The organism is Rhodoferax sp. (assembly GCF_028689295.1).
GTDB lineage: Bacteria > Pseudomonadota > Gammaproteobacteria > Burkholderiales > Burkholderiaceae_C > Rhodoferax.
This window is the reverse complement of record NZ_JAQTWL010000002.1, coordinates 267,906-284,116: the sequence shown is the minus strand read 5'-3', so window position 1 is coordinate 284,116 and position 16,211 is coordinate 267,906. Positions and strand designations below refer to the sequence as shown.

General features: G+C 60.7%; 13 protein-coding genes. 8 read left to right on the top strand and 5 right to left on the bottom strand.

What is annotated here, in order from left to right; genetic code table 11:
• The first annotated feature begins 20 nt into the window (after positions 1-20).
• Entirely contained in the window at positions 21-1,382 is a 1,362-nt protein-coding gene (gene pmbA, locus PHF15_RS03620; protein WP_300119097.1) for a metalloprotease PmbA, read from the top strand.
• Here the strand turns inward: pmbA and PHF15_RS03615 are convergent.
• From PHF15_RS03615 to PHF15_RS03600, 4 genes are all read right to left on the bottom strand, one after another.
• On the bottom strand, positions 1,379-2,137 hold the full coding sequence (locus tag PHF15_RS03615) for an amino acid ABC transporter ATP-binding protein (RefSeq protein ID WP_300119011.1): 759 nt from the start codon (positions 2,135-2,137) through the stop codon (positions 1,379-1,381). The two genes, pmbA and PHF15_RS03615, sit on opposite strands and share 4 nt — an antisense overlap.
• Positions 2,138-2,262: 125 nt before the next feature.
• The gene (locus tag PHF15_RS03610) at positions 2,263-3,366 is read right to left on the bottom strand and encodes an amino acid ABC transporter permease (RefSeq protein WP_300119009.1); all 1,104 of its coding nucleotides are present in this window, start codon (positions 3,364-3,366) and stop codon (positions 2,263-2,265) included.
• Between the two features lie 13 nt (positions 3,367-3,379).
• A complete protein-coding gene (locus PHF15_RS03605) occupies positions 3,380-4,555 on the bottom strand; it encodes an ABC transporter permease subunit (RefSeq protein ID WP_300119007.1) in 1,176 nt (391 codons plus the stop codon).
• Positions 4,556-4,640: 85 nt separating this feature from the next.
• Positions 4,641-5,675 (bottom strand): amino acid ABC transporter substrate-binding protein, encoded by a 1,035-nt coding sequence (locus PHF15_RS03600; protein WP_300119005.1) that lies wholly within the window; start codon positions 5,673-5,675, stop codon positions 4,641-4,643.
• Between the two features lie 253 nt (positions 5,676-5,928).
• Here PHF15_RS03600 and PHF15_RS03595 point away from each other — a divergent pair, with 253 nt between their 5' ends.
• The 7 genes from PHF15_RS03595 (at position 5,929) to PHF15_RS03565 (ending at position 13,142) form a co-directional block, all read left to right on the top strand.
• On the top strand, positions 5,929-6,795 hold the full coding sequence (locus PHF15_RS03595; RefSeq protein ID WP_300119003.1) for an ion transporter: 867 nt from the start codon (positions 5,929-5,931) through the stop codon (positions 6,793-6,795).
• Positions 6,795-7,985: a serine hydrolase gene (locus tag PHF15_RS03590; RefSeq protein WP_300119001.1), complete on the top strand. Its 1,191-nt coding sequence runs from the start codon at positions 6,795-6,797 to the stop codon at positions 7,983-7,985. The genes PHF15_RS03595 and PHF15_RS03590 overlap by 1 nt, the downstream gene beginning before the upstream one ends.
• A gap of 156 nt (positions 7,986-8,141) precedes the next feature.
• The gene (locus PHF15_RS03585; RefSeq protein ID WP_300118999.1) at positions 8,142-8,726 is read left to right on the top strand and encodes a 2-oxoacid:acceptor oxidoreductase family protein; all 585 of its coding nucleotides are present in this window, start codon (positions 8,142-8,144) and stop codon (positions 8,724-8,726) included.
• The gene (locus PHF15_RS03580; RefSeq protein WP_300118997.1) at positions 8,719-9,972 is read left to right on the top strand and encodes a transketolase C-terminal domain-containing protein; all 1,254 of its coding nucleotides are present in this window, start codon (positions 8,719-8,721) and stop codon (positions 9,970-9,972) included. The genes PHF15_RS03585 and PHF15_RS03580 overlap by 8 nt, the downstream gene beginning before the upstream one ends.
• A 9-nt stretch (positions 9,973-9,981) precedes the next feature.
• Entirely contained in the window at positions 9,982-10,974 is a 993-nt protein-coding gene (locus PHF15_RS03575; protein WP_300118995.1) for a thiamine pyrophosphate-dependent enzyme, read from the top strand.
• Positions 10,975-10,976: 2 nt separating this feature from the next.
• Entirely contained in the window at positions 10,977-12,602 is a 1,626-nt protein-coding gene (locus PHF15_RS03570; RefSeq protein WP_300118993.1) for an NAD(P)-binding protein, read from the top strand.
• Positions 12,603-12,683: 81 nt separating this feature from the next.
• Positions 12,684-13,142: a universal stress protein gene (locus tag PHF15_RS03565; RefSeq protein ID WP_300118992.1), complete on the top strand. Its 459-nt coding sequence runs from the start codon at positions 12,684-12,686 to the stop codon at positions 13,140-13,142.
• On the opposite strand, the gene PHF15_RS03560 is transcribed toward PHF15_RS03565, so the two are convergent.
• Positions 13,139-16,042 (bottom strand): adenosylcobalamin-dependent ribonucleoside-diphosphate reductase, encoded by a 2,904-nt coding sequence (locus tag PHF15_RS03560; protein WP_300118990.1) that lies wholly within the window; start codon positions 16,040-16,042, stop codon positions 13,139-13,141. The genes PHF15_RS03565 and PHF15_RS03560 overlap by 4 nt on opposite strands.
• Positions 16,043-16,211: the final 169 nt, after the last annotated feature.

Here is a 16,211-nt window from a genome sequence, read left to right as displayed (position 1 = left end):
CGTCAAACAAAAGCGCCGATATGCCGGCCAATGGCTTCAGCTACAGCCGCACTTTTTTTGAAGGTCTGGTCGATTCGGCCCTGGCCCATGCCAAAAAACTCGGCGCCACCGACGCCGCGGCGCACGCCTCGGAGGGCTGCGGCCTGAGCGTGTCGGTGCGCAAGGGCGAGCTGGAAAACGTGGAGCGCAACCGTGACAAGTCGCTCGGCATCACCGTGCACCTGGGCCAGCGCCGCGGCAACGCCAGCACCTCCGATTTTTCGCAGGCGGCCATCGAGCAGACCGTGCAGGCCGCGTTCGACATTGCCCGTTTTACCGCTGAAGACCCGTTTGCGGCGCTGCCCGACGAGGCCGACATTGCCCGCGCTGATGAGCAGCGCACCGACCTGGAGTTGTTTTTCCCCTGGACGATCACCAGCGAGCAGGCGGCGCAGATTGCGCTGCAGGCCGAGACGGCTGCGTTAGCCGTGGACAAGCGTATTACCAACAGCGAGGGCGCTGGCGTGTCGGCCCAGCAGTCGCACTTTTTCAGCGCCCACACGCATGGCTTTCGCGGCGGCTACGCCAGCTCGCGCCATTCGGTGTCGGTGTCGCCGATTGCCGGGCGCGGCGATGATATGCAGCGCGACTACTGGTACAGCTCGCAGCGCAATGCCGCCGAGCTGGCTTCCCCCGAGGCGGTGGGGCGTTATGCCGCCGAGCGCGCTTTGAGCCGCCTGCATGCCCGCAAGATCGCCACCACCGAATGCCCGGTGCTGTTCGAGTCGCCGCTGGCCGCCGGCCTGCTGGGCAGCTTTGTGCAGGCCGTCAGCGGCGGCGCGCTGTACCGCAAGAGCAGTTTTTTGCTCGATTCTTTGGGCAAACCGGTGTTTCCCAAGCACATTGACATTCTGGAAGACCCGTTCATCAAGCGCGGCAAGGGCAGCTCGCCGTTTGACGACGAAGGCGTGCGGGTGCGGGCGCGCAGCGTGGTCGAGGCGGGCAGGGTGCAGGGCTATTTTCTGGGCAGCTACTCGGCGCGCAAACTGGGCATGAAAACCACGGGCAATGCGGGCGGCTCGCACAACCTGGTGTTCACGTCGCGCCTGACCCGCGCTGGCGACGATCTGGAGGCCATGCTGCAGCGCCTGGGCACCGGGCTATTTGTGACCGAGCTGATGGGCAGCGGCGTCAACTACGTGACCGGCGACTATTCGCGCGGGGCCAGCGGCTTCTGGGTGGAAAAAGGCCGCATCGCTTATCCAGTGCACGAGATCACCATTGCCGGCAACATGAAGGCCATGCTCAAGGGCATCGTGGCGGTGGGCGCCGATGCCTACAACTATGGCGCCAAAACCGTGGGCTCGATCCTCATCGGCAAGATGAAGGTGGCCGGGAGTTAATGTCCCAGGATCTTTGACAAAAAGTCCTTGCTGCGCTCGCTTTGCGGGTTGTTGAAGAAGTCGTGCGGGTTGTTTTGCTCGACGATCTGGCCCTGGTCCATGAAGATCACGCGGTCGGCCACTGCCTTGGCAAATCCCATTTCGTGCGTGACGCAGAGCATGGTGATGCCTTCGTCGGCCATGGCGATCATCACGTCGAGCACTTCCTTGATCATCTCGGGGTCGAGCGCGCTGGTGGGTTCGTCGAACAGCATGATCTTGGGTTTCAGGCATAAGGCGCGGGCAATCGCCACACGCTGCTGCTGACCGCCCGAAAGCTGCAGCGGGTACTTGTTGGCCTGTTCGGCGATGCGCACCCGGTTGAGCTGGACCATGGCTTTTTCTTCGGCTTCTTTCTTGGGCATTTTGCCGACCCACATCGGCGACAGCGTCAGGTTTTCCAGCACCGTGAGGTGCGGGAACAGGTTGAACTGCTGGAACACCATGCCGACTTCCTTGCGCACGCGGTCAATCGCCTTGACGTCGTCGGTCAGTTCGGTGCCATCGACAATCAGGTGGCCCTGCTGGTGTTCTTCGAGGCGGTTGATGCAGCGGATCAGGGTGGATTTGCCCGAGCCCGATGGCCCGCAGATGACGATGCGCTCGCCCTTGGCCACGCTCAGGTCGATGTCGCGCAGCACATGAAAGTTGTTGCCGTACCACTTGTTGACTTTGTCAAAGGTGATGATGGGGGTGGAGGTATTGGTGTCAGCCATGATGATGATCTGTTGAGGTATTGAAAATCGTGGACAGGAAATTTGTCATTGCGAGCGAAGCGTGGCAATCCAGGGTTCATGGATTGCCGCGTCGCGGGGTTCCTCGCAATGACGGTACATAACCGTTATCTCAATTTGCTCTTGTTGACCTGCGTCTCCACCCAGTGGCTGTAGCGCGACATGGAGAAGCAAAACACAAAATAAATCAGCGCGATGAAGATGTAGCCCTCAATGGTGAACGGCCGCCAGTTGGCGTCTGAATTGAGCGCCAGGCTCATGGCGCCCGTCAATTCGTACAGGCTCACGATGGTCACCAGCGAGGTGTCCTTGAAGGTGGAGATGAAGTTGTTCATGATGCCCGGCACCACCATGGCCAGCGCCTGCGGCAGGACGATCTTGCGCTGGGTTTGCCAGTACGACAAGCCCAGTGTGGCGGCAGCTTCGACCTGGCCCTTGGGTACCGCCTGCAGGCCGCCCCGAATGACCTCGGCCGAATAAGCCGCGGCAAACAGCGTGATGCCCACCAGCACGCGCACCAGCACATCGATCTTGACATCGGGCGGCATGAACAGCGGGAACATGAACGAGGCCATGAACAGCACCGAGATCAGCGGCACACCGCGGATCAGCTCGACATAAAGGGTGCAAAAGCTGCGAATGGCGGGCAGATTGGAGCGTCGCCCAAGCGCCACCAGCAGGGCAATCGGGAACGACAGCACCAATGACACCGAGGCCAGCAGAATCGTCAGGGGCAGGCCGCCCCAGCGATCGGTCTCCACACGGCTCAGGCCCATCGTGTTGCCGTACATCAGTGCAAAGAAGACGGCGAACACCACAATCCAGAGCAGCGGCAGCCACGCGTGCCAGAACTTGCGCATGCAACTGGCCACCAGCAAGCCAATGAGCAGCACCGTGGCGACCAGCGGGCGCCACTGTTCTTCGAACGGGTAGCGGCCAAAAATGATGATGCGGTATTTTTCGGCAATCACGCCCCAGCAGGCGCCCGCGCCGTCGGCGCGGCAGGCATCGTAGTCGGGCACCCAGACGGCCTTGACGATGGCCCAGTTCAGGATTTGCGGCACCAGCCACAGCAGCACGCCGCCAATGATGAGGGTGGCCAGCGAGGTTTTCCAGTCGGCCAGCAAGTTGGCCTTGACCCAGGCCACCGGGCCCTCGGTATTGACGGGTGCCGGGCGCGGCGCGATCGGTTGAAACGTTGTGGTATTCATGGCTTGGTCCTGTTCAACGTTCCTTGATGGCGGCACGGCTGTTGTACCAGTTCATCAGCAGGGACGTGCCCAGCGAGGTGATCAGGTACACCAGCATCACCAGCGAGATGCATTCCACGGCACGCCCGGTCTGGTTGAGCGCCGTGTTGGCGATCGACACCACATCGGGGTAGCCAATGGCCACGGCGAGCGAAGAGTTTTTGGTCAGATTCAGGTATTGGTTGGTGAGCGGGGGAATGATGACGCGCAGCGCTTGCGGCAGCATGACCAGACGCATTTCCTGGTTGCGGTTCAAGCCCAGAGCCGAGGCCGCTTCGCCCTGGCCGCGCGCCACCGAGGCAATGCCCCCGCGCACCACTTCGGCAATGAAGGACGCCGTGTAAAGCGTCAAACCCATCAGCACCGCCAGAAATTCAGGCGTCAGGGCACCACCGTTTTCAATCGAAAAATCACCTTTGACGGGGCGATTGAACTCGGTGGGCGCACCCCCCAAAGCCCAACCCGCAAAGCTCGACAGCAGCACGATCAACGCGGGCAGCAGCACCATGCTGCGGGGTCGCCCGGTGGCCTCGAACTGGCTGATGGCCCAGCGCCGGTAAGCCCAGCCCAGCAGCAAGCCGGGCAACAAGCCGTAGGCAGCCCAGAGTTGCCCGGTGCTCCAGACCGGGATAGGGAAGTTCAGGCCCCCCTTGCTCAAAAATAGCGGTCCCAGCGTCCAGGCATCCGCCGCTGCGGGCAACACTTCGGTCAGGATCACGTACCACATCAGCAATTGCAGCAGCACCGGGATGTTGCGGAAAAATTCAACGTAAGACAGGCACAGGCCGCGCACCAGGGCGTTGCGCGAGAAGCGGCCCACACCCAGCAGGGTGCCCAGGATGGTCGCCAGAATGATGCCCAGCACGGCCACGCGCAGCGTGTTGGTGACACCGACCAAAAACGCTTGCCAATAGGGTTGTGCCGAATCAAAGGGGTACAGGCTTTCGCCAATGTCGAAGCCGGCGGCCTGGTTCAAGAAATCAAAGCCGCTCTGGATGCCGCGCACCCGCATGTTGACGAGCGTGTTGTGGGCCAGAAACCAGGCCACGCCGGCAATGGCCGCAATGGCGATGAGCTGGTAAATCAGGCCCCGGAAGGCCTGGCTGCGCCAGGACCAGTTATTTTTTTTGGGAGGAGTTTGTGGTTTCATCGTGCTTGCCATCCATCAAAAAAAAAGCGCCGCATGAATCGCTTGTGACGATGTCAGGCGGCGCTTTGGGCGCTGTGCGCTTGGATTAACGGACCGGGTAGGCGTACATCAGGCCACCCTTGTTCCACTGGTTGTTGACACCACGGGGCAGGCCCAGGGCTGATTTGGGGCCGACATTTCGCTCGAAAATATCGCCGTAATTGCCGGTGGCCTTGATGGCGTTGGCCATCCAGTCCTTGCTCAGGCCCAGCAGCTTGCCGGTGTCTTCGGAGACACCCAGAATGCGGGTCACAACCGGGTCTTTGCTGGTGGTTTTCAGACTGTCCACATTGGCTTGGGTGATGCCGTACTCTTCGGCTTCGAGCAGACCGTAGATGGTCCATTTGACAATGGCAAACCACTCATCGTCACCGCGGCGAACCATTGGACCGAGCGGTTCCTTGGAGATCAGTTCGGGCAGGATGATGTGGTCAGCCGGGTTTTTTGCCACCTTGTTACGGGTCGAGGCCAGGCCTGACGCATCGGTGGTGTAGGCAATGCAACGGCCGGTGAAATAGGCGTTTTCAGCGGCTTCGAGCTTCTCGAACACCACGGGTTTGATGTTCAGACCGTTGGCCTTGGAGTAGTCGGTGAGATTTTTCTCGGTGGTGGTGCCGGACTGCACGCAGACCGTTTGGCCCTTGAGCTGCTTGGCGCTCTTGATCTTGCTCTTGAGCGGTACCATGAAACCCTGGCCGTCGTAATAAGTGGTGACCGTGGAATTCAGGCCCAGCGAGGCATCACGGGTCAGGGTGAAGGTGGTGTTGCGCGACAGAATATCCACTTCGCCAGATTGCAGGGCGGTAAAGCGTTGTTGCGCGTTGAGGGGCACATATTTGACTTTTTCAGCGTCGCCCAGTGTGGCAGCTGCGATGGCGCGGCACACGTCCACGTCCAGGCCGCTCCATTTGCCGTTTGAATCGGCAGCACCAAAACCAGCCAGGCCGGTGTTCACGCCGCAAACGACTTGACCACGGGCCTTGATGCCGTCCAGCGTTTTGCCTGCGTGGGCAGGAAGTGCGGCCAGGGTGCCCAGGGCGGTTGCCAGGATTGCCAGGTTTTTAAGATTGCTGATGCGCATATTTAGTTACTCCAGTTAAAAAAGGAAAACGAGTGATGTTGATCCAACGAAAGGGTTTCTCAACAAGAATTGCACTGTAACAGTGCGCCGAATGCTTTTGCATCCGGGTTTACGCTTGAGGTATATGCAATTTGCTCATAAGCTGATTCAGTTCGCTGAAAAAACGTCTCACGGCCAAAATGCTAGCAGTAAACATGCCATGCAAGGCATTGGCTGTCAAAATCCATGACAACGAATCGACTTTGAGGCATAGATGACCTATTTGAAAGCGAAAGTACTGGGCAAGCCCCTGACGGGCTGGCGCTTGCGGCTTTACACCATTATTTTTGAAGCCGATACCCACGCCGGTCGCCTTTTCGATCAGACGCTGATTGCAGTCATTCTGGCCAGCGTGGCGGTGGTGATAGCTGACAGCGTGCATGACATCAGCAACCGCTTTCACGACTGGTTGATACTGGCCGAGTGGTTTTTTACCCTGGTGTTCACCCTGGAGTACGCGGCGCGCCTGAGTTGTGTGCGCCACCCCTGGCGCTACGTTTTCAGTTTTTACGGCATCGTCGATCTGCTGGCGCTGTTGCCTACTTACCTGGCCCTGCTGGTGCCCGAGGTGGCGGTGCTGATCGACGTGCGCATCTTGCGGCTGCTGCGGGTGTTCCGTGTCTTCAAGCTCACGGCCTATGTGTCGGAGTACCACACGATCGGCCAGGCCTTGCGCGCCAGCAAGCGCAAGATCATGGTGTTTCTGACCGCTGTGCTGATGATCGTGCTGGTGATCGGCACGCTGATGTATGTGGTCGAAGGCCCCGTCAACGGCTTCACCAGCATTCCAACTTCGGTCTATTGGGCCATCACCACCATGACCACGGTTGGCTTTGGCGACATCACCCCAAAAACAGATTTTGGCCGGCTGATTGCGTCGGCCATGATGCTGCTGGGTTGGGGCACGCTGGCGGTGCCCACCGGCATTGTCACGGCTGAAATGGCCTATGCGCGCAATGCGCCCACCACCACCCGAACCTGCCAGGAATGCCTGACCGAGGGCCATATGCCCGATGCCAATTTTTGCCGCCATTGCGGCGTCCGCTTGCCGGCTTATGCCAATGAAACCATGGAGAAGTGATGCCTCTGAATTCTGTTGCCCCTGAAAAAGTGGGACTGTGCCCGCAGCGCCTGCAAAAACTGATGGACGTGTTGCAGGCCGAAGTGGCTAAAAAACGCCTGCCTGGCGCCGTGGCGGTCGTGGCGCGGCATGGTCAGGTGGCCTTGTTCGACAGCGTGGGACAGCTTGACCCCGCCACCGGGGTGGCCATGACGATTGACGCCCGCTTTCGTATCTATTCCATGACCAAGCCGATCGTCTCGGTGGCGGCGATGATGTTGCTGGAAGAAGGCAAGCTGCTGCTCAACGATCCGGTGGCGAGCCATTTGCCTGAATTCGCGGCGCAGCAAGTGGCTGCCCAAGTTGATGGCACGGTGCAACTGCAAGCGGCGGGGCGCGCCGCCACGCTGCATGATTTGCTGCGCCACACCGCCGGCATGACTTACGAGTTTCTCGGCAGCACGCCGGTGCAGCGCCAGTACACCCAGTTGCGCATTGGCTCGCGCGAGCGAACTCTGGCTGACTTTACCCGGCAACTGGCCAGCCTGCCGCTGATCTTCGAGCCAGGCACGGCGTTTGAGTACAGCCGCGCCACCGACGTGCTGGGGCGGGTGGTCGAGGTGGTGTCGGGCCAGACGTTGCAGGCGTTTCTGCGCGAACGCATCTTTGAGCCGCTGGGTATGCATGACACCGCGTTTCATGTGCAGGAGCAGCACCACGAGCTGATTGCCGAACCGTTTGCGCGCGACCCCGATGGCGGTGTGCAGATGCGCGTGATCGATGTGCGCAATGATGCGGCGCTGGCATCAGGCGGTGGCGGGCTCACCTCAACCGCGATGGACTACGCCCGCTTCCTGCAGTTCATGCTGAACCGCGGCGAACTCTCGGGTGTGCGATTGCTGGGGCCGCGCACGGTCGATTTCATGACCACCGATCATTTGGGCGATATCCCGGTTTTCAGCGCCGGCTCCCGTTCGTTGCTGCCCGCCGGGCACGGCTTTGGCCTGGGCTTTGCGGTGCGCAAACACCTGGGCGTGGCGCCAGTGCCGGGTTCTGTCGGCACCTACTTTTGGGGCGGCCTGGCGGGAACCACATTCTTTGTCGATCCGGCGTTGGATCTGTTTGGAATTTTGATGCTGCAGGCGCCGAATCAGCGCGAGTACTACCGCATGCTGTTTCGGGACATGGTGTACGCGGCGCTGCAGGATTAGTTGTCCGTATTCCATGATATGAAATAGAGTTCCTTATCGTAAAAGAGTTTGATCCAAATCAAATGGCCGATGTGTGACGGGAAGATGATTCGCACTGTTGAAAAGAGGCCGCAGACACTTCGCCTGTTTGACCTGCCAACATTTGAGGAGCACACCATGTTTCAGGTTCGCATTCACGGACGCGGCGGCCAAGGGGTTGTCACGGGGGCAGAGATGATGTCCATCGCTGCGTTTCAGGGAGGTCGCCACGCGCAGGCTTTTCCGAGTTTTGGCTCGGAGCGCACCGGCGCGCCGGTGGTGGCTTTTTGCCGCATGGACGACAAGGAAATTCGCTTGCGCGAGCCGATCATGCAGCCCGATGCCATCATCATTCAGGACCCCACGCTGCTGCACCAGGTGGACGTGTTCAGCGGCCTCAAGAAAGACGGCTTTATTTTGATCAACACCATCCGCAGTTTCGAGGAATTGGGCATCGGTGAATTTATCAAAGGCTTCCCAAGCGACCATTTGCTGACCGTGCCCGCCTCCGAGCTGGCCATGAAGCATGTGGGCCGTGCGGTACCCAATGTGCCCCTGCTCGGTGCCTTTGCCGCCCTGTGCAAATTGATTTCGCTCGCGGCCGTGCAAAGTGCCATCGATGAAAAATTCAAGGGCGCTGTCGCGCTGGGCAACAAGGCGGCGGCCGCTGAAGCCTACAACACCGTCATGAGCCAGAAGACCGAGGAGACACACCATGCTTGAACAATGCGAAGGCTCGCATGCCGTAGCCAAAGCCGTGGCGCTGAGCCGCCCGGAGGTGATTTGCGCCTATCCCATTTCCCCACAAACCCACATTGTGGAAGGCCTGGGCGAGATGGTGAAGTCGGGTGACTTGACGCCCTGCGAGTTCATCAACGTCGAGTCTGAGTTTGCCGCCATGAGCGTCGCCATTGGCGCCTCTGCTGCCGGTGCGCGGTCCTACACGGCCACGGCCAGCCAGGGACTGTTGTTCATGGCCGAGGCGGTTTACAACGCCTCGGGCCTGGGCCTGCCGATTGTGATGACGGTGGCCAACCGCTCGATTGGCGCGCCCATCAACATCTGGAACGACCACACCGACAGCATGTCGATGCGCGACGCCGGATGGCTGCAGATTTTTGCCGAGACCAATCAGGAGGCGCTTGATCTGCACATTCAGGCTTTCAAGATCGCCGAGGAGTTGTCGCTGCCAGTGATGGTGTGCATGGACGGCTTCATCCTGACACACGCCTACGAGCGGGTTGACATGCCCGACCAGGCGCAGGTGGATCGCTTTTTGCCGCCCTACGAGCCGCGCCAGGTGCTCGACCCCAACGACCCGGTCACCATCGGCGCCATGGTCGGCCCCGAGGCGTTCACCGAGGTGCGCTATTTGGCGCATGCCAAGCAGATGCAGGCGCTCAACCTGATTCCGCAGATTGCCGCCGAGTTCAAAAAAGAGTTTGGCCGCGATTCGGGCGGGCTGATCAAAACCTATAAAACCGAAGACGCCGAGACCATCGTGATCGCGCTGGGCTCGGTGCTGGGCACCATCAAGGACACAGTGGACGATCTGCGCGCCGAAGGCATCAAGGTCGGCGTGCTCGGCATCACCTCGTACCGGCCGTTTCCCATTTCCGCCATTCGCGACGCCACGGCTAACGCCAAGCGCATTGTGGTCATTGAAAAGTGCTTTGCCGTCGGCATTGGCGGCATTGTGTCGCGCGACGTGCGCAGCGCCGTGCGCAACCGGCCCCAGCCGGTACTGACCGTGGTGGCCGGCCTGGGTGGTCGCGCCATCACCAAGACTTCGGTGCACAACTTGCTGCTCGACGCCATTGCCGACAAACTGGAACTGCTGACCTTTCTCGACTTGGACTGGGACGTGGTCAACCGAGTGCTGGAACGCGAGAAAACCCAGCGCCGCTCCGGCCCGATTGCCGAAGGCATCCTGCGCGACATGGGCAGTGTAGGAACTCAGGTCGTTTAGGAGACACACATGGAACAGACATTGGTCAAGTTTTACCAAACCGGCACCTTCACGGTCGGCAACCGCCTGCTCGCACCCGAGCAGCGCAGCGTGCAGGCAGGGCCCGCGCGCAGCAACTCGCTCAACTCGGGCCACCGCGCCTGCCAGGGCTGCGGCGAGGCGTTGGGCGCCCGCTACGCCATTGATGCCGCCATGGCGGCCACCAACGGCCAGTTGATCGCCGCCAACGCCACCGGTTGCCTGGAGGTGTTTTCCACCCCTTACCCCGAAACTTCGTGGCAAATGCCCTGGATTCACTCGCTTTTCGGCAACACCGCCGCCGTGGCCACCGGCATTGCCGCCGCCATGAAAGCCAAGGGCCGCAACGACGTGCGCGTGGTGGCGCAGGGTGGCGACGGTGGCACCACCGACATCGGCTTTGGCTGCCTGTCGGGCATGTTCGAGCGCAACGACGACGTGCTCTACATCTGCTACGACAACGAGGCCTATATGAACACAGGCGTGCAGCGCTCCAGCGCCACGCCGCCGGCGGCGCGCACGGCGACCACCATGACGGTGGGTGAGCACCCGGGCAATGAATTTGGGCAGGGCAAGAATGTGCCGCAAATTGCCATGGCGCACGAAATTCCCTATGTGGCCACCGCCACTGTGGCTGATTTGCGCGACCTCGAATACAAGGTCACCAAGGCCATGTCGATGCATGGCGCGCGCTACATCCACATTTTTGTGCCTTGCCCGCTGGGCTGGGGCGCGGCCTCGCACGACACCATCAAGTTATCGCGTCTGGCAGTGGAGAGCGGTGTCTTTCCGGTCTTCGAAGCCGAGCGCGGCGAGGTCACCGGCGTGCTCAAGATCCGTCGCCAGGTGCCGGTGGAGGATTACCTGAAACCGCAAAAGCGCTTCGCCCACCTGTTTGGCAAAAAGCCCGACGTGGCCACGCTGGCGCGCCTGCAGGCGCGCGCCGACCGCAATATCCGCCGTTTTGGTTTGTTAGGGGAATGAAAATGCAAAAACCATTTGCCATCACGCTCGATGTCGGCAGTTCGCTGGCCAACCACACCGGCTCTTGGCGCACTTCGCGACCGGTCTATCTCAATCGCAAACCACCGTGCAACCACCAGTGCCCAGCCGGTGAGAACATCCAGGGCTGGCTGTTTAATGCCGAATCCGGCAACTACCAGCAAGCCTGGCGCACGCTGGTCGAAGACAACCCTTTCCCGGCCGTCATGGGCCGCGTGTGCTACCACACCTGCGAAGGTGCGTGCAACCGGGGTCAACTCGACTCGGCCGTGGGCATCAACTCGGTGGAACACTTCCTGGGCGATGAGGCCATCGCGCAGGGCTGGAAATTTCCCAAGCCGCCAGCCAGTTCGGGCAAAAAGGTGATGGTCGTCGGCGCCGGACCGTCGGGCTTGTCGGCGGCCTACCATTTGGCGCGCCTGGGTCATGCCGTCACAGTGATCGAAGCCGGTCCGCTGCCGGGCGGCATGATGCGCTTCGGTATTCCGCAATACCGCTTGCCGCGCGAGGTGCTCGACGCCGAAGTGCAGCGCATTGTGGATTTGGGTGTGCGCATCGAGTACAACAGCAAGGTGTCGAACGTGCTCGAATCCAAGCTGGCGGGCGGTTTTGACGCCGTGTTTCTTGCCGTGGGCGCGCACATAGCCAAACGCGCCTACATTCCCGCGGGCGATTCCGCCAAGGTGCTCGACGCCGTGTCGGTGCTGCGCTCCATGGAAGGCGAGGACAAACCCTTGCTCGGCCGGCGCGTGGTGGTCTATGGCGGCGGCAACACGGCCATCGACATGGCGCGCACGGCCAAACGGCTGGGCGCGACCGAGTCGATCATCGTTTACCGGCGCAACCGCGACAAGATGCCGGCGCATGACTTCGAGGTCGAGGAAGCGCTGCAAGAGGGCGTCATGATCAAGTGGTTGTCCACCATCAAGCAGGCCGGAGAATCGTCCATCACGGTCGAGAAAATGGCGCTCGATGACAAGGGCTTTCCACAGCCCACCTGCGAGTTCGAAACGCTCGAAGCCGATTCGGTGGTGCTGGCGCTGGGCCAGGATGTCGATTTGTCGCTGATCGACGGCGTGCCAGGCATGGCCGTGCAGGACGGAGTCGTGCAGGTCAATGCCCAGATGATGACCGGTCACGATGGCATTTTCGCCGGCGGCGACATGGTGCCCGCCGAGCGCAACGTGACGGTGGCCATCGGCCACGGCAAAAAAGCGGCCCGCAACATCGATGCCTGGCTGCGCGGCACGGCCTATCTACCGGCGCCAAAAAGCGAAATTGCCAACTTCGATTTGCTCAACACCTGGTATTACAGCGACGCGCCCAAGACGGTGCGGCCGATGCTCGACATCATCCGGCGTCAATCCACCTTCGAGGAAGTGCAGGGTGGCCTCGATGAGGGCAACGCGTTATTTGAGGCTCGGCGCTGTCTGTCCTGCGGCAATTGTTTCGAATGCGACAACTGCTACGGCGTGTGCCCGGACAACGCGGTGATCAAACTTGGCCCGGGCAAAGGCTTTGAATTCAATTACGACTATTGCAAGGGCTGCGGCATTTGTGTCTCGGAGTGCCCCTGCGGCTCGATCAAGATGGTGCCCGAAGACATTTGATTCATTTCATGCGATTTGTCAGAACTAGTCTGATGATCTGGATCAAAATGCGCTTGTCTTTTTTTGTAAAAGGAGTAAGTCATGTTCAAGCATATTCTGGTCCCCGTCGATGGCTCTGAAACGGCGCAAATGGCTGTGGGCAAGGCTAGCGCCATGGCCAAAGCGTTTGGCAGCCGGGTCACGGTGATCTATGTCATCGATCCCTATCCGTTTACCGGCGTGGGTACCGATTTTGCCTATGGCCAGGCCGAATATTTGAGCGCTGCCACGGCTGAAGCCAATGAGGCGGTCAAGGTAGCCAAGCAGGCGTTGCTCGATGCCGGTGTCAATGTCGACAGCTCGGTGGTCGAAGCACACACCGCCTGGCGCGGCATCGTCGAAGCGGGTGATTCCTTGCAGGCCGACCTGATCGTGATGGGTTCACACGGCCGCAACGCGCTGGAAAAACTGGTGCTCGGCAGTGTGGCGCAGGCCGTGCTGTCGCACACCAAGCTGCCAGTGCTGGTGGTGCGCGACAGTCAACACGGCAAGCAAACCTAGCCGCACTGCCCCACATAACCACAGGCGGTGCAAAAGTCGCAGCCGTCCTTGTGGATCACGGTGGGGTTGCCGCACTCGGGGCAGGTTTTGCCGGCCATGGTTTTGCTGGCTTCGCGCGCCTCTGGCGTGTCGAGAACACCCATGTCGCGCAGTGGATAACCCTCTTCATTCAGAATACCCAGCATGGCGTAGCGGTGGATGATCAGTCGGGCAATGTAGGCCACGGTTGACGGCCAGGTTTGCTGGCGCTTTTCGCCGTTGGGCAGGCCCGGTACAAAAGCCATGAAGTGGCCCAGGGGCTCGGCGTAGTTGAGCAATTTGCGCAGCTTCATGCCGATCCAGGCCGGGTCGATCACCCGCATGTCGAGCGACAGCAGACGCGCCAGGCCGTCCATTGCCCTGGGGTAGTTGCCGCTGAAACCCACCGCGCAGGGCCGCGTCACCATGTTGCCGTCCGGGCCGGGCAGGTTGACTTCCTTGAGTGTCACGGTAAAGGCTTCGCTGGTGGCAGGGTTGTCCACATCGACCGCCCAGGCCAGCGTGCCAGACGGGCCGGTGATGGGCTCGTTGCGGCTAAACATGGCATCGATGACCGGGGTGTAAACAGCGTTGCTGTTCGTTGATTTTTTCGTGGATTGAGCAGCGATTTGCTCGCAGCGCCAGCGGATCACGGCTGCCGTGGCGGCCACAACGCCCGGGAACAGGCGCTTTTCGCCATGCGGCGGGAACGGCATTTCGAATGAATGCTCTTCGCTGACGGTGGCCAGGGCATCGAGCTTGAGCTGCAGCCAGGCGGGGTCGTTGGCGCGCAAGTCCATCGACAGGGTCTTGGCCATGGCGCCCAGGCCGCGCGGCTGCTCGGCGCCGTTTACCCACACTTCAAAGGGCTGCGGTGCGCCGCCTTCGACCAGCGAGAGTTCGCCGATGAACAGGGCAAAGTCGCCGAACGGGTGGTGCACCATGAAGGTCCAGGCCGGGTTGCCGCCCGGCAGGTCAGGGCGGCCAGGCCAGCGCAGCGATGACAACACGGGAGCGGGCAGGCGATCGAGCAGCAGGCGGTGGTTGGCACCGTCAATCTGCAGAGGTTTTGCGCTGCTCGGAACCGGTGGTGCGGTCACGCTCAGCACCGAGCCCAGCACCGAGTTGGGCCGGTAAGTGGCCAGGCCCTTCAGGCCCGACTGCCAAGCCTGGGTGTACAGTCCCTGAAAGTCTTCATAAGGGTAGTCGGCTGGCACGTTGACGGTTTTGGAAATGGCAGTATCGATGTAGGGCGCCACAGCCGCCACCATTTCTTCGTGCGCCTGGGCGCTCATTTCCAGGGCCGTGACAAAGGCGTCGGTCAGGGGGGCGTCTGCGCCGAACATGTGGCGGTACAGGCGCCAGGCGTGGTCCTCGACCGCGTATTCCTTGAAACTGCCGTCGGGCATGCGTTTTTTGCGCGTATAGGTCCAGCTGAAAGCCGGCTCGATGCCATTGCTGGCGTTGTCCGCAAATGCCAGACTGATGGTGCCGGTGGGTGCGATCGACAACAGGTGCGAGTTGCGCAGGCCATGCTGGTGAATGCGTTTTTTAAGATCGGCGGGCAAGCGCGTGGCAAAATTCTGGCCGCTGAGGTACAGGTCGGCATTGAACAGCGGGAAGGCGCCGCGCTCAACGGCCAGATCGCAGGAGGCCTGGTAGGAGGTGTCACGCAACTGCTCGGAGATCTGCCGCGCCATGTCGCGCGCGGCTTGCGTGTCGTAGCGCAAATTAAGCATTACCAGCGCGTCACCCAGCCCGGTGTAGCCCAGCCCGACGCGGCGCTTGGAAGCGGCTTCCTGCTGCTGTTGCGGCAGCGGCCAGACGGTGGCGTCGAGCACGTTGTCGAGCATGCGCACCGCCACCTTGGCGACTTCGGCAAAAGCGGCACGGTCAAAGCTGGCGTTGTCGGAAAACGGCTCTCTGACAAAGCGCGTCAGGTCGATCGAGCCCAGGCAGCAGCAGCCGTAGGGGGGCAGCGGTTGCTCGGCACAGGGGTTGGTGCTGGCGATGGTTTCGCAGTATGACAGGTTGTTGTCGCGGTTCATCTGGTCCAGAAACAGCACGCCGGGTTCGGCGTGGTCGTAGGTGGAACGCATGATCTGGTCCCACAGGGTGCGGGCCTTGAGCTTGCGATAGACCCACACGCCCTTGTCCTGATCGTGGTAGGCACCCGCGTCTTTTTGGGACATGCCGGGCTCGGCCTTGTGTACCAGGGTAAAGTCACTATCGGCTTGCACCGCGTTCATGAATTCATCGGACACGCCCACCGAGATGTTGAAGTTTTTCAGGTCGCCTTTGTCCTTGGCGTGGATGAATTCCTCGATGTCAGGGTGGTCGCAGCGCAGCACCCCCATCTGGGCACCGCGCCGGGCGCCCGCCGACTCGACCGTTTCACACGATCGGTCGAACACGCGCATGTAGCTCACCGGCCCGGAGGCGCTGCTCTGCGTGCTGCCGACCCACGCGCCGCGCGGGCGGATACGGGAAAAGTCGTAACCCACACCGCCGCCACGGCGCATGGTTTCAGCGGCCTCGGTGAGCGCCGTGTATATGCCGGGGTGGCCGTCTTCGACATGGGCAATCGAGTCGCCCACGGGTTGCACAAAACAATTAATCAGGGTTGCGGCCAGGTCGGTGCCGGCGGCCGACTGGATGCGCCCGGCGGGCAAAAAGCCGGCCTCTAGCGTGGCCAGAAATTTGGCTTCCCAGTCTTTTTGCTGCTCAGGCGCTTCAACCTTGGCCAGGGCGCGGGCAACGCGCTGGTTCACATCGGTGATGCTTTTTTCGGTGCCTTTGCTGTATTTTTCGATGAGGACTTCGATGCTGATGGGCTGGGTCTCCAGCGCGGTCAAAATGGGTGTGGTGGCAGTTTGTGACATGGTTTCCTTCCTAAAAACGAGTTGCTATGGTAGTTCTGGAAATTTCACATTTCAATGATTTTGCACAAATACGACAGACAAATTAAAAATAAAAAACACTATAGGTAGTGTTAATACCTATAAAAAAAACTAAATGTAGTGTATTAGGTTGCGCAATGACAGGACTACC